The 23,140-nt window shown below is 68.0% G+C and carries 22 protein-coding genes; 14 read left to right on the top strand and 8 right to left on the bottom strand.

Annotated elements, in window-relative coordinates:
- Window positions 1-84: 84 nt before the first annotated feature.
- Entirely contained in the window at window positions 85-1,200 is a 1,116-nt protein-coding gene (locus HLH25_RS18650; RefSeq protein WP_182975508.1) for a TonB-dependent receptor plug domain-containing protein, read from the bottom strand.
- A gap of 205 nt (window positions 1,201-1,405) precedes the next feature.
- Here HLH25_RS18650 and HLH25_RS18645 point away from each other — a divergent pair, with 205 nt between their 5' ends.
- On the top strand, window positions 1,406-2,320 hold the full coding sequence (locus tag HLH25_RS18645; protein ID WP_182975507.1) for a LysR family transcriptional regulator: 915 nt from the start codon (window positions 1,406-1,408) through the stop codon (window positions 2,318-2,320).
- Between the two features lie 86 nt (window positions 2,321-2,406).
- On the opposite strand, the gene HLH25_RS18640 is transcribed toward HLH25_RS18645, so the two are convergent.
- From HLH25_RS18640 to metX, 4 genes are all read right to left on the bottom strand, one after another.
- Window positions 2,407-3,684, bottom strand: a complete 1,278-nt coding sequence (locus HLH25_RS18640; RefSeq protein WP_182975506.1) for a DEAD/DEAH box helicase — start codon at window positions 3,682-3,684, stop codon at window positions 2,407-2,409.
- 315 nt (window positions 3,685-3,999) lie between these two features.
- Window positions 4,000-4,890, bottom strand: a complete 891-nt coding sequence (locus tag HLH25_RS18635; RefSeq protein WP_182975505.1) for a BadF/BadG/BcrA/BcrD ATPase family protein — start codon at window positions 4,888-4,890, stop codon at window positions 4,000-4,002.
- A 30-nt stretch (window positions 4,891-4,920) separates the two neighbouring features.
- On the bottom strand, window positions 4,921-5,526 hold the full coding sequence (gene metW / locus HLH25_RS18630) for a methionine biosynthesis protein MetW (protein ID WP_182975504.1): 606 nt from the start codon (window positions 5,524-5,526) through the stop codon (window positions 4,921-4,923).
- A gap of 3 nt (window positions 5,527-5,529) precedes the next feature.
- The gene (gene metX, locus HLH25_RS18625; RefSeq protein WP_182975503.1) at window positions 5,530-6,684 is read right to left on the bottom strand and encodes a homoserine O-acetyltransferase MetX; all 1,155 of its coding nucleotides are present in this window, start codon (window positions 6,682-6,684) and stop codon (window positions 5,530-5,532) included.
- A 223-nt stretch (window positions 6,685-6,907) separates the two neighbouring features.
- Here metX and HLH25_RS18620 point away from each other — a divergent pair, with 223 nt between their 5' ends.
- Complete coding sequence (locus HLH25_RS18620; protein WP_182975502.1) at window positions 6,908-7,339, top strand: OsmC family protein; 432 nt, start codon at window positions 6,908-6,910, stop codon at window positions 7,337-7,339.
- A 12-nt stretch (window positions 7,340-7,351) separates the two neighbouring features.
- Here HLH25_RS18620 and aroC read toward each other — a convergent pair whose 3' ends face one another.
- Window positions 7,352-8,440, bottom strand: coding sequence for a chorismate synthase (gene aroC / locus HLH25_RS18615; RefSeq protein ID WP_182975501.1), 1,089 nt, complete (start codon window positions 8,438-8,440; stop codon window positions 7,352-7,354).
- A 199-nt stretch (window positions 8,441-8,639) separates the two neighbouring features.
- A complete protein-coding gene (gene fabI, locus HLH25_RS18610; protein WP_182975500.1) occupies window positions 8,640-9,479 on the bottom strand; it encodes an enoyl-ACP reductase FabI in 840 nt (279 codons plus the stop codon).
- 170 nt (window positions 9,480-9,649) lie between these two features.
- Here fabI and pdxH point away from each other — a divergent pair, with 170 nt between their 5' ends.
- From pdxH to HLH25_RS18570, 8 genes are all read left to right on the top strand, one after another.
- Window positions 9,650-10,258, top strand: coding sequence for a pyridoxamine 5'-phosphate oxidase (gene pdxH, locus HLH25_RS18605; protein WP_182975499.1), 609 nt, complete (start codon window positions 9,650-9,652; stop codon window positions 10,256-10,258).
- A 42-nt stretch (window positions 10,259-10,300) separates the two neighbouring features.
- Entirely contained in the window at window positions 10,301-11,185 is an 885-nt protein-coding gene (locus HLH25_RS18600) for a universal stress protein (RefSeq protein WP_182975498.1), read from the top strand.
- Window positions 11,186-11,406: 221 nt separating this feature from the next.
- A complete protein-coding gene (locus HLH25_RS18595) occupies window positions 11,407-12,006 on the top strand; it encodes a phosphoadenylyl-sulfate reductase (RefSeq protein ID WP_246402740.1) in 600 nt (199 codons plus the stop codon).
- Between the two features lie 56 nt (window positions 12,007-12,062).
- Window positions 12,063-12,857, top strand: a complete 795-nt coding sequence (gene cysD / locus HLH25_RS18590; protein ID WP_182975496.1) for a sulfate adenylyltransferase subunit CysD — start codon at window positions 12,063-12,065, stop codon at window positions 12,855-12,857.
- A gap of 26 nt (window positions 12,858-12,883) precedes the next feature.
- On the top strand, window positions 12,884-14,761 hold the full coding sequence (gene cysC, locus HLH25_RS18585; protein ID WP_182975495.1) for an adenylyl-sulfate kinase: 1,878 nt from the start codon (window positions 12,884-12,886) through the stop codon (window positions 14,759-14,761).
- Window positions 14,762-14,913: 152 nt separating this feature from the next.
- Window positions 14,914-15,252: a DUF2849 domain-containing protein gene (locus tag HLH25_RS18580; protein ID WP_182975494.1), complete on the top strand. Its 339-nt coding sequence runs from the start codon at window positions 14,914-14,916 to the stop codon at window positions 15,250-15,252.
- Window positions 15,245-16,939, top strand: a complete 1,695-nt coding sequence (locus HLH25_RS18575; protein ID WP_182975493.1) for a nitrite/sulfite reductase — start codon at window positions 15,245-15,247, stop codon at window positions 16,937-16,939. Before HLH25_RS18580 ends, HLH25_RS18575 begins: the two co-directional genes overlap by 8 nt.
- On the top strand, window positions 16,926-17,414 hold the full coding sequence (locus tag HLH25_RS18570) for a DUF934 domain-containing protein (RefSeq protein WP_182975492.1): 489 nt from the start codon (window positions 16,926-16,928) through the stop codon (window positions 17,412-17,414). The genes HLH25_RS18575 and HLH25_RS18570 overlap by 14 nt, the downstream gene beginning before the upstream one ends.
- A gap of 18 nt (window positions 17,415-17,432) precedes the next feature.
- On the opposite strand, the gene HLH25_RS18565 is transcribed toward HLH25_RS18570, so the two are convergent.
- Window positions 17,433-18,314 (bottom strand): BPSS1187 family protein, encoded by an 882-nt coding sequence (locus HLH25_RS18565; protein WP_182975491.1) that lies wholly within the window; start codon window positions 18,312-18,314, stop codon window positions 17,433-17,435.
- Between the two features lie 252 nt (window positions 18,315-18,566).
- Here HLH25_RS18565 and HLH25_RS18560 point away from each other — a divergent pair, with 252 nt between their 5' ends.
- The 4 genes from HLH25_RS18560 (at window position 18,567) to HLH25_RS18545 (ending at window position 23,121) form a co-directional block, all read left to right on the top strand.
- Complete coding sequence (locus tag HLH25_RS18560; RefSeq protein WP_182975490.1) at window positions 18,567-20,522, top strand: glycosyltransferase N-terminal domain-containing protein; 1,956 nt, start codon at window positions 18,567-18,569, stop codon at window positions 20,520-20,522.
- On the top strand, window positions 20,522-21,517 hold the full coding sequence (gene lpxK / locus HLH25_RS18555) for a tetraacyldisaccharide 4'-kinase (RefSeq protein WP_182975489.1): 996 nt from the start codon (window positions 20,522-20,524) through the stop codon (window positions 21,515-21,517). Before HLH25_RS18560 ends, lpxK begins: the two co-directional genes overlap by 1 nt.
- Window positions 21,514-22,437: a lysophospholipid acyltransferase family protein gene (locus HLH25_RS18550; RefSeq protein WP_182975488.1), complete on the top strand. Its 924-nt coding sequence runs from the start codon at window positions 21,514-21,516 to the stop codon at window positions 22,435-22,437. Before lpxK ends, HLH25_RS18550 begins: the two co-directional genes overlap by 4 nt.
- Window positions 22,438-22,764: 327 nt before the next feature.
- Window positions 22,765-23,121: a hypothetical protein gene (locus tag HLH25_RS18545; RefSeq protein ID WP_114728532.1), complete on the top strand. Its 357-nt coding sequence runs from the start codon at window positions 22,765-22,767 to the stop codon at window positions 23,119-23,121.
- Window positions 23,122-23,140: the final 19 nt, after the last annotated feature.

Genomic DNA, 23,140 nt, shown 5'->3' with positions numbered 1-23,140 from the left:
TCACCAATTCCCGCGTCTCCATCGAACGCCGCTGCTATTCGCGCCATGCCGCTTCCCTCCCATCGGAGAGAACCTAGCAGATTATCACTCTAAGTGAACAGTATTGGGGGTATACGCCACGAACGCCCCTGCCGGCGCACCGACTACCGAACCGGTCACGTTCCGCGGCCCGTACCACAAAGATCCGCCATTCAGCACCGACGCCCCCGCGAGCGTGCCCGACGTATAGTAAAGATACGGCCGGAACGCGGCCGTCAGGTGCCGGTTCAGGACGACATGCTGCGGCGCGCTGACCGTGATGGTCACGAACGGATTGATATGCAGTCCGAAATAATCCGCGTTCCGCCCAGTATAGGCCCCCGCGAGATTGGCGTTCACCCCCTGCGCCTGCCAGGCGGCCAGGCTCGGGTTCAGATACTGGGTCTTCGTGGCGTTGTCGTATGTCATCGAAACCCGGCTCGTCGAGCCATTGTCCCAATCCTTCAACAGCTTGAAATCGACATGCGTCCGCCGATCCCAGCCCGGTCCCCGGAAATGATTGTCCGAGATGTGCGAGGCCGACGCATAGGCCCGCACGCCCGACCGTCCGATTTCCCCGCTTTGCAACCGGATGAATTCGCGATTGTACGAAAACGACCCGCCGGACGCCGATACGAACCCGCCCGCTTTCCTGTCCGGGTCCGCAAGCTCCATGCTCACCAACCCGCCGGAAGCCCCGGTCACCGGCGTCTCGACATCGGACGCACCGGGTTGCAGGCTGATCCGGCCAAGATTTTCCGTATCGGCATACTGGTTCGGAAAAACCATGTAAGTTCCGACATCGTTCAACGGCACGCCATCCAGCGTAAAGCCGATCTGGTCGCTGTTCATGCCACGTACACTGATATTACCCTGCGCCATGCCGAACGGGTCGGCATTGGCGACGGTCGCGCCGGGCATGGTGGCCATATATTGCAGGGGGTTGGGGCTGGGGCTGAGCCGGGCGATGGCCGCCTGGGTCACGGTGCTCTGCGCGTGCGTGTCACGATGCACCGTCATGAACCCGCCCCCCAGCACGTCGCGGCCCAGCGTGCCGACGATATCGACACGCTCCGCCTGCGGCCGCGCCACAGGCGGCGACGCGGCGGCCCGGCGCGACTTGTGCAGCGTTTCCGCGCGCACGCCATTGTCGATACAGGACAGGGAAACCAATGACGTCACAAGAACGATATTGGATGATATCTTCGCAATATGTCGTTTTTCAACATTGAACATTTCTTTTGTTCCAAGAAATATTTAACATCAGCGGAAGAAATCATATCAATACCGCTAGCGATGCACGGAACATTGGTGCAGTATCAGAATAAATAGAACAAGCTGTATTTTCGATCAGGTCCGTGCAGGAAAACTGCACACTGGAGGAACGATGCCGATCCTGACCACCGGCGCCCGCTGCTTTCTCGAAGTCGCCGAAGTCGGTTCCATCCGCAAGGCGGCGGTCCATCTGAACCTGTCGGCATCGGCCGTGAACCGCCAGATTCTCAATTTCGAGGACGAACTGGGCGTCCGCCTGCTGGAGCGCCTGCCACGCGGCGTCCGACTGACCGGTGTCGGCACAATGGTGTGGGAAAAACTCTGTCAGTGCCGCGACCAGATCGACTCGCTGCATACCGAACTGGAAAATCTCCGGGTCGGGGAGCGCATCGAAATCACCATCGGCATCATGGATTGCCTGGTCGGCAGCACTTTCGCCGATCTGCTGGCCGCGATCACGGAGCGCAACCCGCGCATCAAGATCAATATCCGAGTCTATTTTCTCGCCGAGGATCTGGTCCGGAAACTGAAATCCCGCGAGATCGACCTGATGGTCGCCTTCGCCCAGAACATATCAGATGACGATATCTGGAAAATACACAGCATCACGACCAGGGTCGGCGTCATCGTGCCGCCCGGCCACAGGCTGGCCGGGCGTGGCGCGATCCCTGTCGAGGCATGCTATCCGGAAACGATGCTCCTGCCCGAACGCAGCATGACCCTGGGGCGTCTGGTGCGGAGCGCGTTGCCCGAACGCCTGCGCATCGCCCCCCTGCGCACGAACTCGATGCGCCTGATCCGCGAAACCATCAAGCACAACCGGGGCATTTCCTTCATGAACGAGGTCGATGTCTGGAACGACGTCCATGCCGCGACATTGGTCTTCGTTCCGCTGGCCGACATGGACCTCAGCACGGAACTGAATTTCTTCGTCCGCGACCCCAAATCGGTCAGCGAGCCGGTCAGGACAGTTGCCGCATCCCTGCACGACCTGATCACGGCGGAACTGGTCCGCCTGTATCGGTAACGCCGCGAATACCGGAAACAGAAAAACCGGAAAAAACGAGGACAAGCGCGCCGGGTCACCCCCGGCGCGCATGCACCTGTTCGCTCTCACGCAACCCGGCGCGAACCGCCACCGCGATGCTGCCCGCCACCCGAGCGGGACTGGTTGCGGCCACCGCCGCCACCCCCACGGCCCCGGCCGCCGCCACCGCCGAGCACCGGCGGACGCATGGTCGATTTCTCGGCCGCCTCGGAATGGTACGGATGCTCCATCACCACCGGGATCGGCTTGCCGATCGCCTTCTCGATGTCGCGCAGCCACGCCCGCTGCTCGGCATCGCACAGCGACACCGCCCAGCCATCACGCCCGGCACGCGCCGTCCGGCCGATCCGGTGGACATAGCTTTCCGGCACGTTGGGCAGGTCGTAGTTGAAGACGTGCGTCACGTCGTCCACGTCGATGCCGCGCGCCGCGATGTCGGTCGCCACCAGCACCTTGACGGCGCCGGAGCGGAAGCCCGACATCGCCCGCTCGCGCGCGCCCTGCGACTTGTTGCCGTGGATCGCCTCGGCCACGATGCCATGGTCGTTCAGGAAGGCGGCGACCTTGTTGGCTTCATGCTTCATCAGCGTGAACACCACGGCGCGCTCGACCTTGGGCGAATCCACCAGCATCTGCAACGCATCGCGCTTCTTGTCGGTATCGACGAACATCACCGCCTGGCGGATCCGGTCAACGGTGCTGGACGGCGGCGTCACCTGCACGGTGGCCGGGTCGCGCAGCAGGCCGTGCGCCAGTTCGGCGATGCTGCGCGGCATGGTGGCCGAGAACAGCAGCGTCTGCCGGTCGCGCGGCAGTTCGGCCACGATGCGGCGAATGTCGCGGACGAAGCCCATGTCCAGCATCCGGTCGGCCTCGTCCAGCACCAGCACTTCCAGGCCCGACAGGTCGATATGGCCCTGGCCCATCAGGTCCAGCAGGCGGCCGGGGGCCGCGACCAGCACGTCCACGCCACGGCGCATCGCCTCGACCTGCCGGCCCTGGCCGACGCCGCCGAAGATCACGGCATGGCTCAGGCGCATATGGCGGGCATAGGCTTTGAAGCTCTCGTCGATCTGCGACGCCAGTTCGCGCGTCGGCGCCAGCACCAGCACGCGCGCGCCCTTGGGGGCCGCGCGACGCTGATGGGTCAGCAGACGGTGCAGGATCGGCAGCGCGAAGGCCGCCGTCTTGCCGGTGCCGGTCTGCGCCAGCCCCAGCAGGTCCCGGCCGGCCAGCAGGTGCGGGATGGCCCCGGCCTGGATGGGGGTCGGGGTGGTGTATCCCTCCTCGTTCAGCGCACGCAGCAACGGCTCGGCAAGCTGAAGGTCGGCAAAAGTCGTCATGAAATGAAGCGCCTCCGGGCACTCGGCAAAGGCCGGATTCCTCACGACAGGATGAGCATCCGGAAAACTCGAAAAAAACACGACGCACGGCCCGCGTCCCTGCAAAGGCAGGACACGCTGTCATTCACCGTAATCCGTGGGTCAGAAAGGGTCTCTTGTCCGTCCAGTCCGTGCCCCCCGCATCAATCAAGGCACGCGCGTACAAGTCCAGATACGGGACAGGCGGGGGCCGTCCACGGCCGGGCTTCTACCCGCATGCCGCCTCCACCGCAAGTCCTTATTCCAGATGGCAGCCCAGCGGCCCCGCCCGAGCGCCTAGGCCGGCGGCGTCTCGTGCAGCCGCTTCGCCAGCCTCATCGCCCCGTCGATGGCATCGCCCTTCGGCGCGGAGAGCCCGGCCCGCGTGGCGGGGGAAAGATAGGGCAGCACCAGCGGCGCCAACCCACCCAGCACACAGCAGGGCAAGGAGGCAAACCCGTCCGCCGCCCGCAGGGCACCCAGCAGCAGTTCGATTTCCGCCCCGGCCCGGCCCAGCAGGTCCCGCGCCTCCGCGTCCCCGTCCCTGGCCAGCGCGGCGACCATCGGCACCAGCGCGGCAAAATCGGCGGCCCGCGCCCCGACCGCCCACAGCATCGGGTCCGCCCCGCCATCCGCCAGCCGCGCCCGCACGGCCTCGCTCAACAGGGTGCGGGGAATGCGGCCATCGCCGGCGCGCAGCATCAGCCGGATGGCCTGCAACCCGATCCAGGCGCCGCCGCCTTCATCCCCCTGCGGAAAGCCCCAGCCGCCGACCCGCCGCGTCGCCCCGCCGGCAATGGCCAGCCCGACCGTCCCGGTCCCGGCCGCGACCATCGCACCGTCCGCGCCCGCATGCGCCCCCACGCAGGACGTATAGGCATCCGAGACGATCCGCAGCCGCGCGAACATCGCCGGCCGGGCGTTGAAGCGCGCCACCGCCCCGGTCGCCTCGGCCCCCGCCAGCCCGGCAACCGCGATCAGCCGGCAGTCCGCCCCCAGCAGCCCGACGCGCGACAGCGCCAGATCCAGCGCCTGCCGGATCGACTCCCGCGCCGGCCCGGCATCGAGGGCGATATTGGCCGGGCCGCCGTCGCCATCGGCCAGCACAGTGCCTTCGGGCGTCGCCAGCCGCAGGCGCGTCCGCGTCCCACCCCCGTCGATCCCGACCAGAAGCGTACGGACCGTCACGAGCGGCCCGCCCCGTCCCGTCGCATCATTTCAGCGCCCCCGGCGCCGCAGCAGGAACAGCGCCTGCTCGCCGAACAGATTGGCCAGCCGGATGGAGCGGCGCCAGGGCGCGCGCTCGCCATCCTCGTCCACCGCCATCCACTGCTCGACCACATAGCCCTCTTCCCGGCACAGCATCAGGAAGTCGAGGATGGTGCAGGGGTGAATGTTGGGCGTCTGGTACCACGGCGTATGCCACACGGCAGTCATCGGCATGCGCCCGCTGGTCAGCAGCTTCAGCCGCAACTGCCAGTGGCCGAAATTGGGAAACGAGACGATGGCATGCCGCCCGATCCGCAGCATCTGGCGCAGCACCTCGCGCGGCCGCTCGACCGCCTGCAAGGTGCGCTGCAACACCACGTAATCGAAGGCTTCGTCGGGATAATGCGCCAGATCGTGGTCGGCATCGCCATGCATCACCGGCAGCCCGTGCGCGACCGAGCGCGTGACCTCGCGCATGTCGATCTCGATCCCCCGCGCATCGCAGCCACGGGTGCGGAACAGATAATCCAGCAACGTCCCGTCACCGCTGCCGATGTCGAGCACCCGCGTGCCGGGACGGATCATGTCGGCGATCAGCCGCTGGTCTAGGCGCATGGGTCAGCCGATCCGTGCATGTTCGGCGGCGCCGGAGAGGAAACCGCGCACCGTCCGGTCGAAATCCGGCTCGTCGAGCAGAAACGCATCATGCCCCTTGTCGCTGTCGATCTCGACGAACGACACGTTGGCCGCCGCCCGGTTCAGCGCCCGCGCCAGCACCCGCGCCTGCGAGGTCGGAAACAGCCAGTCGGAGGTGAACGAAACGATGCAGAAGCGCGTGCGCGTGCCATGGAAGGGCCGCGACGGGTCCCCGTCATGCTCGGCGCCGAGGTCGAAATAATCCATGGCACGGGTGATGGTCAGATAGGAATTGGCATCGAACCGCCGCACGAACGACGACCCCTGATGGCGCAGATAGCTCTCCACCTCGAAGATCTCGCCGAACAGCGACATCGCCCCCGCCTGGTTGTACGGGTCGCGCCGCACCCGGCGGCCGAATTTCCGCGTCAGCGCCTCTTCGGACAGATAGGTGATGTGCGCCATCATCCGCGCCACCGCCAGCCCGCGCGCCGGTATCGCCCCCTGCTCCCAGTAGCGCCCGCCATGCCATTCGGGGTCGGCGAAGATCGCCTGCCGGCTCACCTCGTTGAAGGCGATGTTCTGCGCCGAATGAAAGGGCGAGGTCGCGATCGGCATCGCGGCGAAAACCATCTCGGGGAAGGTCGCGGCCCATTCCAGCACCTGCATCCCGCCCATCGAGCCACCGACCACGGCAAACAGCCGGCCGATCCCCAGCGCATCGACCACCAGCTTCTGCGCCCGCACCATGTCGCGGATGGTGATCGGCGGAAAATCGGTGCCCCACGGCTCGCCCGGCATGTCGGGGCGCGCATCGCGCGGCCCGGTCGAGCCCATGCAGCCGCCGAGCACGTTCATGCAGATCACGAAGAACCGGTCGGTATCGATCGGCAGCCCCGGCCCGACCATGCGGCCCCACCATCCCGGCTTGCCGGTCAGCGGATGGGTCTCCGCCAGATACTGGTCGCCCGTCAGCGCATGACAGACCACGATCGCATTGTCGCGCGCCGCCGACAGCGTGCCATAGGTCCGATAGGCAACCCGGACCGGCGCCAGCAGAAAGCCGCACTCAAGCTGCATCCCCTCGGGGAACAGCATATGCGCATGTTCGATATGGGCGGGCGTTGTCTGGTCCATTGCGCGGGCAGGCATTCCGTCATGAGCGATTGCGGGAAGCGGGCAATATCCCTGTCACGGTCCGGTCGTCCTATGGCACCAGCGCCCGCCGCACGCAACAGGCGCCTGCACCGCACCCGCACCACGCCCCCTCTCACAGGATCGTGCGCGGCCGCGCAGGTCCCTCCCGCACGATGCCGCGTTAAGGTCGGGCACGCGGCCAACCATCGAAGGAACCGACGCCATGACCATCAAGAAATTCGGCACCGCCCACTGGGAAGGCAGCATCAAGGAGGGCAAAGGCACCGTCTCGACCGAAAGCGGCGCCCTGTCCGCCCAGCCCTACGGCTTCAACACCCGCTTCGAGGGCGTCGCCGGCACCAACCCCGAGGAACTGATCGGCGCGTCGCACGCCGCCTGCTTCGCCATGGCCCTCTCGGGCATCCTCGGCGGCGCCGGCCTCACCGCCACCGCGCTGGATACGAAATCGGTCATCTCGCTGGAAAAGCAGGCCGAAGGCTTCGCCGTCACCGCCGCCCACCTGACGCTGACGGCCACCATCCCCGGCATCACCGAAGAGCAGTTCCAGGAACTCGCCGCCAAGGCCAAGGCCGGCTGCCCGATCTCCAAACTACTCAAGGCCGAAATCACGCTGGAAGCGACGCTGAAAGCCTGACCCTCTCGCCCGTCAGGCGGGGCGCGGATCGTGCCCCGTCTGACCGCGATGGCGTAGAAGATGATCGGCGAGCACGCACGCCATCATCGCCTCGCCCACCGGCACGGCCCGAATCCCCACGCACGGATCATGCCGCCCGCGCGTCGAAACCGCCACATTCTCCCTGCTCCGCGTCACCGACGGCACGGGCGTCAGAATCGAGCTGGTCGGCTTCACCGCAAACCGCGCCACCAGCGGCTGGCCGGTCGAAATCCCGCCCAGCACACCGCCCGCATGATTGGCGTCGAAGACCAGTCGCCCGTCTTCCATCCGCATCGGGTCGGCGTTTTCCTCACCGGTCAGCGCGGCGGCGGCGAACCCGTCCCCGATCTCGACCCCCTTCACGGCATTGATGCTCATCAGCGCCATCGCCAGATCGGAATCCAGCTTGCCGTAGATCGGCGCCCCCAGCCCCGGCGGCACCCCTTCGGCCATGATCTCGACCACCGCGCCGACCGACGATCCCGCCTTGCGCACGGCGCCCAGATACTCTTCCCACACCGGCACCATCTGCGGGTCGGGACAGAAGAACGGATTGTCCCCCACCGCGTCCCAGTCCCAGCGCGCCCGGTCCACGGCATGGGTGCCGACCTGCACCAGCGCGCCCCGAATCCGCACGCCCGCGCCCAGCACCTGCCGCGCGACCGCACCCGCCGCCACCCGCATCGCCGTCTCGCGGGCCGAGGACCGGCCGCCGCCGCGATAATCGCGAATCCCGTATTTCAGGTCATAGGCCACATCGGCATGGCCCGGCCGATAGCGTTCGGCGATATCGCCGTAATCGCGCGACCGCTGGTCCACATTGCGGATCAGCAGCGAGATCGGGGTGCCGGTCGTCTTCCCCTCGAACACGCCGGACAGGATCTCGACGGTATCGGGCTCCTGCCGCTGGGTGGTGAATTTCGACTGGCCGGGCCGCCGCTGGTCCAGCCAGGGCTGGATATCGGCCTCGGACAGCGCAATGCGCGGCGGGCAGCCATCGACCACACAGCCAATGGCCGGCCCATGACTCTCCCCCCAGGTCGTCACCCGAAACAGATGCCCGAAACTGTTATCCGACATGACCCGATAATCCCTTTGCTACGATCCCCAGTTCGTAAAACCTGACCGGAAACGGGGGCTGGCGAGTGAGAGCGGCCCGCAGGGCCGCGCCCGTCGTGTGTTTCCGAGCATCGGAGCGGAGCGGCCTTGATGGCCGTGAGCACCGAAGCGCAGGAAACGCGCGTCGGATCGCCGCCAGCGCCCGTTTCCGGTCAGGTTTTCAGTCGTTGGTGACGCTGATGTCGGGCGCCTTGGGGTTCTTCATGCCCACGATGTTGTAGCCGCAATCCACATGATGGATCTCGCCGGTCACGCCGCCCGACAGGTCGGAGAGCATGTACAGCCCCGCCCCGCCGACTTCTTCCAGCGCCACGTTGCGCTCCAGCGGCGCGTTGTACTGGTTCCATTTCAGGATATAGCGGAAATCGCCGATCCCGTTGGCCGCCAGCGTCATGACCGGCCCGGCCGAAATGCCGTTGACGCGAATGCCGTCGCCGCCCAGATCGGCGGCCATGTAACGCACCGAGGCTTCCAGCGCCGCCTTGGCCACGCCCATGACGTTGTAATGCGGCATCACCTTCTCGGCGCCGAGATAGGACAGGGTGAGAATCGAGCCGCCATCGGTCATCAGCCGCGCCGCCCGCCGCGCCACGGCGGTGAACGAGTAGCACGAGATGTCCATCGCGGTCAGGAAGGCATCGCGCGGCGTGTCCAGGTAACGCCCGCGCAGGAACTGCTTGTCCGCCCAGCCGATGGCATGGACGAGGAAGTCGAGCCGCCCCCATTCTTCCTCGATCCGGGCGAAGGTCTCGTCCATCGCCGCGTCGTCGGACACATCGCACGGCAGCACCAGCGACGACCCCACGCGCTCGGCCAGCGGGCGGACGCGCTTGCCCAGCGCCTCGCCCTGGTAGGTAAAGGCCAGTTCGCCGCCCTGGGCCGCCACGGCATTGGCAATGCCCCAGGCGATCGAGCGGTCGTTGGCCACACCCATTACGAGGCCGCGCTTGCCCTTCATCAGGGTGCCGGCGGGCGGGGCTTTGGACGCGCCATCTGACATGATAGAATCCTCGGAATGGATGGAATATGGCATGATCGGATTGGCGCCGTGGTTGCACAAGCGCGCGCGTCGGACAAGGTCCGAGCGGCCGTGCAGCCCCGGTTTCACCGAATGCGTGGCATGCCGGCCATGTCTCCGCCTCCCGCCCGGCCAGAATGGGACCGACCGTCATGACCACGCCGCTGATCGACCTGGGCTCCGACCCGTTCGCCCTTTTCGCCCACTGGATGCGCGCGGCCGAGGCCGCCGAACCCAACGATCCCAATGCCATGGCCCTGGCCACGGCCACGCCCGACGGCCGCCCGTCGGTGCGGATGATCCTGCTGAAGGGCGCCGACCGGCGCGGCTTCGTCTTCTACACCAACCTCGAAAGCCGCAAGGCCGGCGAACTGGTCGAAAATCCGCAGGCCGCCCTGCTGTTCCACTGGAAGAGCCTGATGCGCCAGATCCGCATCGAAGGCCCGGTCGAACCGGTCACGGACGCGGAGGCCGATGCCTATTTCGCCAGCCGCTCGCGCCTGTCGCGGCTGGGCGCCATCGCCTCCGACCAGTCCCGCCCCCTGGCCGACCGCGCGCTGTTCGAGCATCGGCTGGCCGAGGAAGAGGCCCGCTACCCCGAAGGCGCGCCCATCCCCCGTCCCGCCGACTGGTCCGGCTTCCGCCTGATTCCAGAGCGGATCGAATTCTGGCAGAATCGCGCCCACCGGCTGCACGACCGAGCGGTCTGGCGCCGCCCGGCACCGGATGCGGCATGGGAGACCACGCGCCTCTACCCCTGACCCCTTTCCCCGTCCACGTTCCTGGCATTCTGGAGAATAACATTGAAAAATATACAGAAAGTCCTGCTGCCTCTGAACGGAACCTCCAATGCCGAGGCCGCCCTGGCCACCGCCCTGCTCTTCGCCCGGCAGTTCGGCGGCCACATCGCGGGGCTGCATGTGCGCGCCGACAGCCGCGATGTCGCCCCCCTGGCCGGCGAGGGCCTGTCGGGCGCGATGGTCGAGGACATGATGTCCGCCGCCGAGCGCGAAGGCTCCCGCCGCGCCCTGGCGGTGCGCGAGATCTTCGACCGCTTCACCGCCGCCCACGGCGTGAAGGTCACGGACATGATCCCGCCCTTCTCCGGCAATCCCGTCGGCAGCGCCTCGGCCAGCCTCGTCACCATGACGGGCCGCGAGCATGAGGTCGTGACCTACCGCGCCCGCCTGTCCGATGTCACCGTGGTCCCCCACCCGGATTCGGGCGAGGAAATCTCGTCGTCCGAAACCCTGCACGCCATCCTGTTCGACAGCGGCCGCCCGGTCGTCATCGCCCCCCGCCGCGTGCCCGCCACCGCCGGCCGGCGGATCTGCATCGCCTGGAACGGCACGTCGGAATCCACGGCGGCCCTGCACCATATCCTGCCCTGGGCGGCCGAGGCCGGGGCCGTGCGCATCCTCTATTCCGGCGACTACCAGCGCCGCGGCCCCGAAGCCCGCGATGCCGCCGACTACCTGACCATCCACGGCATCCACGCCGACCTGGTGGAATTCGGCGACCCGGACGAGACGGTGGGCGCCAGCCTGCTGGCCGCCTGCCACGATTTCGGCGCCGACATGCTGGCCATGGGCGCCTATTCCCACTCCCGCCTGCGCCAGTTGATTCTCGGCGGCGTTACACGCCACGTTCTGGAGAATGCCGAAATCCCCGTGCTGATGAGTCGTTGATCCCTCTCATCATTGGTGCCATGCCCAAATACCACGACCATCAGACGTATATTTCACTTGAATATGGATCAAGGAAGGATTAGATGCCACTCAAAGCACGATTACACCTCGTGCATTGAGGAATATGGGTCTGCACCGTGGGTCTTGAACCGTCGATCATCCATGCCATAGAAGCCGCCGGCGAAAATGCGCCGGCGATCCTGCGCGCGGCGCTGGGGGCAATGCCGCGCGGGCGCATCGGCCTCGTGTCGTCCTTCGGCACCGAATCCGCCGTCCTGCTGGCCATGGCGGCGGAGATCGACCCTTCGGTGCCGGTGCTGTTCCTGGAAACCGGGCAGCATTTCCCCGAGACGCTTGCCTATCGCGACCGGCTGATCGCGCATCTGGGCCTGACCGGCGTGCGCGACATCCACCCCGACCCGGCCCAGATCGCGGCCCGCGACCCGCAGGGCCAGCTCTGGGCGTTCGACCCGGACGCCTGCTGCGCCCTGCGCAAGGTCGAACCGCTGGACGAGGCGATCATCCCTTTCGACGCCTGGATCACCGGCCGCAAGCGCAGCCAGGCCGCCACCCGCGCCCACCTGCCGGTCATCGAGCCGCAGGCGGACGGCCGTTTCAAGATCAACCCCCTGGCACGCTGGAACGCGGCGGAACTGGATGCGGAAATGACCCGCCGCGCCCTGCCGCGTCACCCGCTGGCCGCCCTGGGCTACCGCTCGATCGGCTGCGCGCCCTGCACGCAACCGGTCGCCGAAGGCGCGGACCCCCGCGCCGGCCGCTGGGCCGGACTGGCCAAGACCGAATGCGGCATCCACGTCTGACCACCCGCCGCGACGACCCCGACCCCCTTTTGCCGAACCTGCAAGGTAGCGCCCCCATGGACGATCTCGACCAACTCGAAGCCCAGAGCGTTTACATCCTGCGCGAGGCGTACCGGAAGCTGAAGCCATTGGCGATGCTGTGGTCGCTGGGCAAGGATTCCAACGTCATGCTGTGGCTGGCGCGCAAGGCGTTCCTCGGCCGGGTGCCGTTCCCGGTGATGCATGTCGATACCGGCAAGAAATTCCCCGAGATGTACCGCTTCCGCGACGAATATGTAAAAAAGTGGGAGCTGGAACTGCTGCTGGGCGACTGCCCGCCGGTCGAGGAGATCGACCCGACGCTCCCTCCGGCCGCCCGCTCCGCCGCGCGCAAGACCGCCGGCCTGGCGGCGATGATCGAGAAATACAAGCTGGAAGGCGTCATCGCCGGCATCCGCCGCGACGAGCAGGCCACCCGCGCGAAGGAGCGCGTGTTCAGCCCGCGCGGATCGAGCCATAAATGGGATGTCCGCAACCAGCCCCCCGAATTCTGGGACCAGTACGCCACCCCGCATGAAGAGGGCGTGCATATCCGCGTCCACCCGCTGCTGTCATGGCGCGAGATCGACATCTGGCGCTATATCGAGCGCGAGGGCATCCCGCTGGTCGACCTGTATTTCTCCAAAAACGGCAAGCGGTACCGCTCGCTGGGCGATCAGGACATCACCAGCCCGATCGAGAGCGAGGCTGCGACGGTGGCCGAAGTGATCGCGGAGTTGCAGACCACCCGCACCTCCGAGCGCGCGGGCCGCGCCATGGACCATGAATCGGAAGATGCGTTCGAGCGGCTGCGCGTCGCCGGCTATCTGTGAACCCAGCGGACGGATCGAGACACATCATGAGCAACGATATCCTTCGCCAGGACGCGGCCACCCCCATCGTCATCGTCGGCCATGTCGATCACGGCAAATCCACCCTGATCGGCCGCCTGCTGCATGACACCGACAATCTGCCCGAGGGCCGGGTGGCGCAGATCATCGAATCCAGCCGCAAGCGCGGCCTGAAGGTGGAGTGGAGCTTCCTGCTCGACAGCCTTCAGATCGAGCGCGACCAGGGCGTGACCGTCGATTCCACCCGCATCCCGTTCCTGCTGGGCAACCGGCAGTTCGTGATCGTGGACGCCCCCGGCCACCGCCAGTTCCTGCGCAACATGATCACCGGCGCCGCCGATGCCGAGGCCGCCGTACTGGTGATCGACGCCGCCGAGGGCGCGCAGGAACAGACCCGCCGCCACGCCATGCTGCTGCGCCTGATCGGCATCCGCCACGTCGTCGTGCTGATGAACAAGGTGGACCTGCTGGAGTACGACGAGCACAAGATCGCCGCTTCGGAACAGGCGGTCGCCGCCCTGCTGAAACAGCTCGACATCGAACCCAGCCTGTTCATCCCCGCCTCGGCGCGCGAGGGCGACAACATCGCCTCCCGCTCCCCGCGGATGGACTGGTACAAGGGCCCGACCCTGACCGAGGCCCTGGCCCTGGTCCCGTCCCCCGCCGGCCGCGCGGACCTGCCGCTGCGCCTGCCGGTGCAGGATGTCTACCGCTTCGACAGCAAGCGCGTGGTCGCCGGCCGCATCGAGCGCGGCCGTGTTTCGGTCGGCGACACGCTGGTCATCGGCACCCACGGCACCACCGCCCGCGTCGCCTCCATCGAAAGCTGGCACACCGCCCCGCAGATTTCCGCCGTCGCCGGCCAGTCGGTCGCCATCACGCTGGAGCCGGATGTCATCCCCGATCGCGGCGACCTGCTGCACCGGCCGGACGAAGCGCCGATCCGCACCGCGCGCATCCGCTCGCGCCTGTTCTGGCTGCGGCAGGAGCCGCTGCGCGTGGGCGAGAGCTTCCGCCTGCGCCTGGCCACCGCCGAACATCAGGTTACCGTCGCCTCGATTGATTCCGTGGTGCGGCTGGACGACCTGACCGAACACGCATCCGATCACGTCCCGCCCGAGGGCTTCGCCGAGATCACGCTGGCGGCGTCGGAGAGCATCCTGTTCGATGCCTTCACCCCCGGCACCACCGACGGGCGCGGCGTGCTGGTCGATCGTCACCAGCGCATCGTCGGCGGCGCGCCGCTGATCGGCCCGGCCGAAATCGCCAGCGGCACCAAGGCCATCCACCCCACCGACAGCACCGTCTCGCTGTGGGACCGCGCACAGGCGCGCGGCCATCGCGGCGGCGTATTCTGGATGACCGGCCTGCCCGGCGCCGGCAAAAGCACCATCGCCCGCGCGGCGGAATCCCGCCTGTTCGCGCAAAAGATCGACGTTTCGGTGCTGGATGGCGACACGCTGCGCGCCGGCCTGTGCGCCGATCTGGGCTTCTCGGAGGCCGACCGCACCGAGAACGTGCGCCGCGCCGCCGCCGTCGCCCGCATCCTGGCCGAAACCGGTCAGGTGGTGCTGGTGGCGCTCATCTCGCCGCGTGCCGCCGACCGCGAACTGGCCCGTCAGGTGGTGGGCGAAGGCTTCCACGAAATCTTCGTGGATGCCGATCAGGCCACCTGCGAGGCCCGCGACCCCAAGGGCCTCTATCAGGCCGCCCGCGCCGGGCGGATCAGCGGCTTCACCGGCATCGACGCGCCCTACGACGTTCCGGCCACACCGGACCTGCATCTGGCCACCGGTGCCGGCAGCGTGGGCGACGTCGCGGACCGTCTGGCCGGCTATGTGGCCGATAGCGTCACACTGGCCGAAGCCACCCGCCGCCGCTCCTGAGCGGACGGGCCGAGGCAGATAGACAGAGCGCAATGCACGATTAACAATCGTGCATTCCTCTTGTATTGCGCGCATGAAACCCCTAATGCCTCTGTAGAACGGGGCGACATCCTGTCGGCATCGGCCGGATCGGACATAAGAGGTACGGACCAGTGAGCGATGTCAGGAACAACCGCCGCGAGGCCGGCGGTTCGAGCGTGATCACCGCCAACCGGCTGCTGGACGGGCGCATCGTCTGGCAGGTGGCCGAAGGCGACTGGTCCCCCATGATCAAGGACGCGCGGATCATCCCGAACGCGGAGATCGAGGCCGCCATCGCCCAGGCCGCCGCCCGCCAGCAGGCCGACGGCCTGGTCGGCGTCTACGGCGTGCAGATCGAATCCGACGAAGCCACGCCGACCCCCGTCACGGTGCGCGAGCGCATCCGCGCCTTCGGCCCCACCGTCCATCCCGATTTCACGCCCGCAGCCGAGCTCGAAGCCCATGCCTGACACCATCCCAGCACCCGCGCTGCCCGTCGGGCATTACGGCTACGATCAGGTCGACCGCGCCTTCCTGGCCGACCGGGTAGAGCAGTTCCGCGATCAGGTCGCCCGCCGCATCGCCGGCACCTTGTCCGAGGACGAGTTCAAGCCCCTGCGCCTGATGAACGGCCTGTATCTGCAACTGCACGCCTACATGCTGCGCATCGCCGTCCCCTACGGCGTGCTCGATTCCCGGCAGATGCGCGAACTGGCCCATATCGCCCGCACCTACGACCGCGATTACGGCCATTTCACCACCCGCCAGAACCTCCAGTTCAACTGGATCAGGCTGGAAGACACGCCCGACATCCTGGCCCGGCTGGCGGCGGTGGACATGCACGCCATCCAGACCAGCGGCAACTGCATCCGCAACGTCACCTGCGACCAGTTCGCCGGCGCGGCACAGGACGAACTGGTCGATCCGCGCGTCCATGCCGAAATCCTGCGGCAATGGTCCACGCTGCATCCGGAATTCACCTTCCTGCCGCGCAAGTTCAAGATCGCGATCAGCGGCAGCCCCAACGACCGCGTGGCCGCCCGCTTCCACGATATCGGGCTGGTGGCCAAGCCAGCCCCCGACGGCGGCACGCAGTTCGACGTCTTCGTAGGCGGCGGCATGGGCCGCACGCCCATCGTGGGCGTGCACCTGCGCGACGACCTGCCGGAAGAAGACCTGCTGGCCTATCTGGAAGCCATGGTCCGCGTCTATAACGAGTACGGTCGCCGCGACAATATCTACAAGGCGCGGATCAAGATCCTGGTCCAGGCGCTGGGCACCGAAGGCTACCGTCAGAAGGTCGATGCCGAGTTCGCGTCCATGAACCGCGCCCGCTACCGCCTGCCGCCCGAGACGGTCGCCGCCATCCGCGCCCGCTTCGGCACGCCGGACCTGAACGCGCCAGACGACGCGGCCGCCCGGCTCGACCGCGCCCGCCGCGCCGACCCGGCCTTCGACCGCTGGGTGCGCACCAACACGCATCCGCACCGCGCGCCGGGCTACATCTCCGCCGTCATCTCGCTCAAGCCCGCCGGCGGCATCCCCGGCGACGCCACCTCGGCGCAGATGGATACGGTGGCCGACCTCGCCGACCGCTACGCCTTCGGCGAAATCCGCGTCACGCACATGCAGAATCTCGTGCTGGGCCATGTGCGGCAGGACGAGTTGCATGCGCTGTGGCAGGCCCTGCGCGCGGCAGACCTCGCCTCGGCCAATATCGGGCTGATCGGCGACATCATCGCCTGCCCCGGCCTCGATTACTGCGCGCTGGCCAATGCGCGCTCGATTCCGATCGCCCAGAAACTCGGCGCCCGCTTCGCCAGCCCCGAACTCCAGGAGACGATCGGCCCGATCGAAATCAAGATTTCCGGCTGCATCAATGCCTGCGGCCATCACCATGCCGGCCATATCGGCATTCTGGGCGTGGACAAGAAGGGCGAGGAATTCTTCCAGCTCACGCTGGGCGGCTCGCCGGGCAGCGACGCCTCGGTTGGCCAGATCCTCGGCCCGGCCCTGCCCGAGGACGCGACGGTGGACGCCATCGCGCGCCTCGTCGATGCCTATCTGGTCCACCGCACGGGGGGCGAACGCTTCCTCGATACCTACCGGCGCCTGGGCGCCGCCCTGTTCAAGGATGCCGTCTATGCCACTGCTTGAAGACGGACAGCTCGTCCCCGACACCTGGACGACGCTGGACGCGGACTCCCCCCTCCCCGCCACCGGCCCGGTCATCGTGCCGCTGTCCCGGCTTGAGGAAGGGCTGGCCCGCGCGCCCGGCGAAAAACTGGGCGTAGCCCTCGCGCCGGACACGGAAATCGACACGCTGCGCACCGCCCTGCCCCGCCTGTCGCTGGTGGCGGTCACCTTCCCGATCTTCCGCGACGGCCGCGCCTTCAGCCAGGCCCGCGCCCTGCGCGAGCACCTGCATTTCACCGGCGAAATCCGCGCCACCGGCAAGCCCCTGCCCGACCAGTACGAATTTCTCCTGCGCTGCGGCGTCTCCACGGTCGCCCTGCCCGCCGGCAGCGATCCGGAAATCTGGGCTCGTGCTCACACAAGATTCCGTATCGCCTATCAGCCGTCGGTCCGTGGCGAACGCGCCGAAGGCTTCACCATGCGGCGCGTTCTCTAACCGCCCGGCCAGCCCTCATCAGCCACCGGAGCCGAGAACCGCATCCCATAAAGGCTGTTCCAGGAAACGCCCCGCCTCGTCGCGCGGGGTACATCCCAGTTCCGCGACCGCCCAATGGTTGGGCATGAACACGCCGGGTCGCGGCGCACATTGCGCGGCATCCGTCACGATGCGGATATGGTCGGGTGCCAGACCCAGGGCCGCATAGGTCTTTGCCATCCACGGTGCCTGCGCCTCATGCGCCGAATACATGCCCCACCAGCGCACGCCCGGCGTGGCGGACGGGCCGGACAGCCACGCAGCAAGGCTCCCCGTCTGCTGGTAATGATCCCAGGGGCTGGACAGCAGAACGACACGCCCGACCGGAATCCGCGTGGCCAGAAACGCCGCCAGCCCGGCCCCCTGCGAAAATCCGCTCACGGTCATGTCGCCCCAGCGCGGCTGCCCGTTTTCGAGGTAGCGATCCCAATGTTCCGCCGGCCATTCACGCGCGAGATAGCGCAGCATGGCCGCCGTCCGGGACACCAGCCCTTCCGAGGGCGCGATGCTCAGACCCGGCATCGGCGCCCCGCCGAAAATCTTCGCGTAGCGGTATTGTTCGAAGCAAGGGTCCCGCCCGCTGGAGCAGAGTTGCACACCGGGCGGATTATACGTGTAATCGACCATCAGCACCCGATAATGCCGCGTCAGCGCATCGGCCAGAAACGGAATGGTCGGAGAGCGGCGCAGAGACGGCGCGCCCCCGAAAAAGACCAGAAGCCGACCGCTCTCCCCCGTATCGGGCAGATAGGCCGCCACATTATTGGCATCGGTTTTCCGGATGGCCGGGTCCGTATCCTGCGGCGCGACATCATGTTCGACCATCCGCGCCGCCCAATCCGTCGCCAGAGCGACGGGCATCCGCACACATGAAAGAAGGCAGACAAAGAGAACGAATCCAGCGACGCCACGCATGCCCGTCATGTCTCCGGCTCGCCGTTCGCGAACCAAAATGAACCATGCGCACCATATCATGCGCGCGCCTCTCCAGATACCCTGCACGCCCCTTTGCGCACCCCGCTCCATAACCCTTCCCACCCTCTCCGCCGTCGCCCGCCCACCCGCCCGTCTCCCCTCTTCCACCCACGGCACACCCATGCTACCGCCAGACGGATGACCCGACGCCTTTCCTGGACGGCCCGCCCGGCGGCGATCGTGCTGCTGCGGTCCTATCTGCGACTGGCGATCGGCACCACACGCTGGACTTTCGACATCCACCCGGATGCCGAGCCGCTCCTGACCGGGCAGGGCGACCATTCCGTGCTGGTGGCCTTCTGGCACGAAACGCTGGCCCTCACCCCGGCCCTGCTCCGCCGGTCCCTCACCCGCAACCCCGCCATGCGGCCGCACGTCCTGATCAGCCGCAATCGCGACGGCCGGCTGATCGCCGACATCATCGCCCCTTGGGGTGCGGGCACCATCGCCGGCTCGACCGACCGCAAGGGCAAGGACAAGGGCGGCGCCGCAGCCCTGCGCCAATTACTGGCCCTGATCCGGAGCGGGGAGCCCGTCGTCATCACCCCCGACGGCCCGCGCGGCCCGCGCCGGCAGGTCGAACAGGGCACGATCGGCCTGGCCCGCCTGTCCGGCGCCCCGATCGTGCCGGTGGGCGGCTGGTGCGCGCACTGGCGGCTGGGCGGCTGGGACCGCATGATGCTCCCCCTGCCGTTCGGACGCGGCCGGATCGTCTGCGGCGCGCCGATCACCGTCACCCGTGCGGATCAGGACACAGCCCGCGCCACCCTCGCCACGGCCCTCGATGCGGCCATGCACGCCGCGGCCCCCGCCCCGGCCCGCGCGGCGCAACGGCTCTGGGCCAGACTGGCCACCCTGCTGGCCCCGGCCTTGACGCTGCTGCTGCACCGCCGCCTCGCCCGTGGCAAGGAAATACGCGGCCGCCAGCGCGAGCGCATGGGCCTGACCACACAGCCCCGCCCTCCCGGCAAACTGGTCTGGCTGCACGCCGCCAGCGTGGGCGAAACCCTGTCGATCCTGCCCGTGATCGCGGACCTGCTGGCCCAGGATGCCAGCCTGCATGTGCTGGTCACCACCGCGACCGTCACCGCCGCCACCCTGCTGAAACAGCGGCTGGCCGACATCGAAGGCGGCACGCGGGTAATCCATCAGTTCATCCCGCTGGATGTCCCCCGCTGGATCGGCCGCTTCCTCCGCCGCTGGCGCCCGAACGCCGCCGCCCTGACCGAAAGCGAACTCTGGCCCAACCTGATCGAGTCCTGCCACCGCCACGGCATCCCGCTGGCCCTGCTGAACGCGCGCCTGTCCGACCGCGCGCGGGCCGGCTGGGGCCGCGTGCCCGGCCTGGCCGCGCGCATGCTGGGCCGCTTCGCCTGGATCGCTGCCCGTTCCGATCGCGACGCCGCCCGGTTCCGGACCCTGGGCGCCGAACGGATCGACACGCCGGGCGACCTCAAGAACGCCGCCGGCCCCCTGCCGGTCGACCCGGCGGCACTCGCCCATGTCCGCACGCTCCTCGCCCACCGCCCCGTCTGGCTGGCCGCCGCCACGCATGAAGGCGAGGAAGAGGATATCGCCAAGGCCGCCCGGCAGATCCGCACCCGCTACCCCACATTGCTGACCGTCATCGTCCCCCGCCACCCCGAGCGCGGCCCGGCCATCGCCGAGGGCCTGGACAAGGCCCCCCGCCGCGCGGCCGGGCAGGAACCTGGCCCGGACGATGCCTTCTGGATCTGCGATACGCTGGGCGAACTGGGCCTGTTCTACCAGGCGGTGCCGATCGTCTTCATCGGCAACAGCCTGCCCGGCCCCGGCCGGCGCGGCGGCCACAACCCGCTGGAGCCGGCCCGCTTCGGCGCCACGCTGGCCACCGGCCCCGAGACGGAAAACTTCCTCGACGCCTTCACCCGCCTGGGCAATGCGGTACAGATCGTGCCCGATGCCGACGCCCTCGCCAAATGGGTGGAAACAATGCTGGCCGACCCCGCCCGCCGCGCCGGGGCCGGGCAACAGGCCGCAGCGGCGACCCACGCCGATTCCACCCTTCCCAACCGTCTGGCCACACGCCTGCTCGCCCTGATGGACGCACGCTGATGCGCGCCCCGCGTTTCTGGTACGCGGCGGATGGCGGCTGGCCGGCCCGGCTTCTGACCCCCGCCGCTGCCCTCTACGCGCGGGCCACCGCGCGCCGCCTGCGCCAACCCGGCTGGCGCGCCCCGATCCCGGTCCTGTGCTGCGGCAACCTCACCGCCGGCGGCGCGGGCAAGACGACACTGGTGCTGGATCTGGCAACCCGGCTGATCGCGCGCGGCCGGCGCGTCCATATCCTGACACGCGGCTACGGCCGCCGCCGCGCCGACCTGCTGCGGGTCGATCCCACCCGCCACGACGCCACCGATGTGGGCGACGAAGCCCTCCTGCTGGCCGCCCTCGCCCCCACCCACGTCTCGGCCGACCGCGCGACCGGCGCCCGGGCCGCGCTCGCCGAAGGCGCGGACTGCCTGCTCATGGACGACGGTTTCCAGAATCCCAGCCTCTTTCAGGACATGAAACTGCTGGTCATCGACGGCGCCAGCGGCTTCGGCAACGGCCGCGTCATCCCCGCCGGCCCCCTGCGCGAACCGGTCGCGACCGGCGCCGCCCGCGCCCAAGCCGCGATCCTGATCGGCGACGACCACACCGGCGCCCTCACTCACCTGCCCGGCCACCTGCCGATCCTGCACGCCAGCCTGGCGATGCAGGACCCAACAGCCCTGCTGGCCGGCCGCCCCGCCATCGCCTTCGCCGGCATCGGCCGCCCGGAAAAATTCTTCGACGGCCTGCGCGAACAGGGCATCGCACCGGCGGCCTGCGTCCCCTTCGCCGATCACCACCCCTACACCCCCCGCGACCTGAATCGCCTGCGGGGCCTGGCCACCACCCACGGCGCGGCGCTGCTGACCACGCCGAAAGATGCCGCGCGCCTGCCCGAAACCATGCAGGCCCAGGTCCTGAGCATCGGCGTCGGGCTGGCATGGTCCGACCCAGCCACTCCGGAACGGCTGCTGGACCAATGGCTGGCAGGCAGACCGGAAAACAGCACCTCATGAGCACGCCCCGCGACGAAACCCGCCCCGTCACCCGGCTGATGCGGCTGGAAGCCCTGGCAGCGCGCACAGCCCTGGCAGTGCTGCGCCGCCTGGGTCCGGTCGGTGCCTCGAACGCCGGCGGCGCCGTCTGCCGCATCATCGGCCCGCGCCTGCCGGTCTCGCGCATCGCGGACGCCAATCTGCGCCTGGCCATGCCGGAACTGGACGCCTCCGCCCGCCGGGCGGTGATCCGCGCGGTGTGGGACAATCTGGGCCGCACGGTCGGCGAGTTCCCGCATATCGCCGCCCTGCCGGAAAACCCGACATCGGGGCCGGGCTGGGATGTCGTCGGGGCCGAACATCTGGCGGCGCAGGTCGCGCGCGGCGGCCCGGTGATCTTCATGTCCGGCCATATCGGCAACTGGGAGATGCTGCCGCCCGGCGTGGCCCGCCACGGGCTGCCCTTCGCCTCGTTCTACCGCGCCGCCGGCAATCCGCTGGTCGACGGCTTGATCCGCGCGCTACGCGAAGCGGCAATGGGCGAGACGGTGCCCATGTTCGCCAAGGGCGCGCGCGGCGCGCGCGGCGCGCTGGCCCATATCGCGCGCGGCGGCCGGCTGGGCATGCTGGTCGACCAGAAGATGAATGACGGCATCGAGGCGACGCTCTTCGGCCACCCGGCCATGACCGCCCCCGCCCTGGCCGCCATGGCCCTGCGCTATCGCTGCCCGGTCATCCCCGGCTATGTCGAGCGACTTGGCCCGGCCCGCCTGCGCATCCATGTCGAACCCCCGCTCGCCCTGCCCGACAGCGGCGACCGGCAGACCGACATCCTGGCCCTGACGCAGGCCGTCAACGACCGGCTGGAACGCTGGGTCCGCGCCCGCCCCGGCACCTGGCTGTGGCTGCATCGCCGCTGGCCCAAATCCTCCTACACCTGACCCACAGGCCATGCGCCCATTCCGATCCCCGCTCCAAGCAGGGTCGATCGCGGGCAGATTCGTCTCACAATCGCTTCAATCATAGGCAATCCACGCCAGAAATGTGACAAAGAAATGAAGCCCGCGTCTGTTCGCTGATTACGTTACGATCATATGCACCATTTCGTGCCTAAAATTAGGTCTTTCCTGCAACAAATCATTGCTTTTTTGCCACATGTCCGAACTTCTGCCTTTTTGAGTGGCGACTTCCACCAGATTCAATTTGGCAATGCCCGGCACCGCGCACTAGCGTTCCCCCGTTCCGCCCATACTCCGAGGACATGACAGATGCCCGCGACGATGACCCTGAAGGCGACCACTTTCTCCACCGACAACGTCGTTTCGCTGCGCGCGAATTTCCTGCCCCGCCATCGGGAATATCTGATGCGCTGGCTCGACGCCGGAACCTGTATGGGACTGTGCGACGTCGATGTTTCCCCCCGCTCCGGCAACGGCCCGATCGAGCATGTGCTGGTCTGGGTACGTGAGAACGCCGATCCGGCCTATCTGTTGCGTCCCGAGGGCATGAACTGGGTTCTGGTCGACAATCTGCGCGACCACCGTCTGGGCACCTTCAAGACCTTCGAAGCGGCGCTCTACGCAATCCGCCCCGTCCTGGCCTGCGGCGCGACTGCGGCGGCCTGACCGCCGCCGCTTTTCTGCC

Origin of the sequence: Gluconacetobacter dulcium (genome assembly GCF_014174165.1) — a bacterium.
Lineage (GTDB): Bacteria > Pseudomonadota > Alphaproteobacteria > Acetobacterales > Acetobacteraceae > Gluconacetobacter > Gluconacetobacter dulcium.
This window is presented reverse-complemented; position numbering and strand designations above follow the sequence as displayed.

Bases quoted from the DNA above. Each gene is read 5' to 3' on its own strand.
- lpxK (WP_182975489.1), top strand. From the start codon at position 20,522: ATGCGCGCCCCGCGTTTCTGGTACGCGGCGGATGGCGGCTGGCCGGCC.
- aroC (WP_182975501.1), bottom strand. From the start codon at position 8,440: ATGTCGGATAACAGTTTCGGGCATCTGTTTCGGGTGACGACCTGGGGG.
- HLH25_RS18595 (WP_246402740.1), top strand. From the start codon at position 11,407: ATGCCGCGCGGGCGCATCGGCCTCGTGTCGTCCTTCGGCACCGAATCC.
- HLH25_RS18570 (WP_182975492.1), top strand. From the start codon at position 16,926: ATGCCACTGCTTGAAGACGGACAGCTCGTCCCCGACACCTGGACGACG.
- metW (WP_182975504.1), bottom strand. From the start codon at position 5,526: ATGCGCCTAGACCAGCGGCTGATCGCCGACATGATCCGTCCCGGCACG.
- HLH25_RS18565 (WP_182975491.1), bottom strand. From the start codon at position 18,314: ATGCCCGTCGCTCTGGCGACGGATTGGGCGGCGCGGATGGTCGAACAT.
- HLH25_RS18575 (WP_182975493.1), top strand. From the start codon at position 15,245: ATGCCTGACACCATCCCAGCACCCGCGCTGCCCGTCGGGCATTACGGC.
- HLH25_RS18545 (WP_114728532.1), top strand. From the start codon at position 22,765: ATGCCCGCGACGATGACCCTGAAGGCGACCACTTTCTCCACCGACAAC.
- HLH25_RS18640 (WP_182975506.1), bottom strand. From the start codon at position 3,684: ATGACGACTTTTGCCGACCTTCAGCTTGCCGAGCCGTTGCTGCGTGCG.
- fabI (WP_182975500.1), bottom strand. From the start codon at position 9,479: ATGTCAGATGGCGCGTCCAAAGCCCCGCCCGCCGGCACCCTGATGAAG.
- HLH25_RS18645 (WP_182975507.1), top strand. From the start codon at position 1,406: ATGCCGATCCTGACCACCGGCGCCCGCTGCTTTCTCGAAGTCGCCGAA.
- cysD (WP_182975496.1), top strand. From the start codon at position 12,063: ATGGACGATCTCGACCAACTCGAAGCCCAGAGCGTTTACATCCTGCGC.
- HLH25_RS18620 (WP_182975502.1), top strand. From the start codon at position 6,908: ATGACCATCAAGAAATTCGGCACCGCCCACTGGGAAGGCAGCATCAAG.
- HLH25_RS18560 (WP_182975490.1), top strand. From the start codon at position 18,567: ATGACCCGACGCCTTTCCTGGACGGCCCGCCCGGCGGCGATCGTGCTG.
- metX (WP_182975503.1), bottom strand. From the start codon at position 6,684: ATGGACCAGACAACGCCCGCCCATATCGAACATGCGCATATGCTGTTC.
- pdxH (WP_182975499.1), top strand. From the start codon at position 9,650: ATGACCACGCCGCTGATCGACCTGGGCTCCGACCCGTTCGCCCTTTTC.
- HLH25_RS18550 (WP_182975488.1), top strand. From the start codon at position 21,514: ATGAGCACGCCCCGCGACGAAACCCGCCCCGTCACCCGGCTGATGCGG.
- cysC (WP_182975495.1), top strand. From the start codon at position 12,884: ATGAGCAACGATATCCTTCGCCAGGACGCGGCCACCCCCATCGTCATC.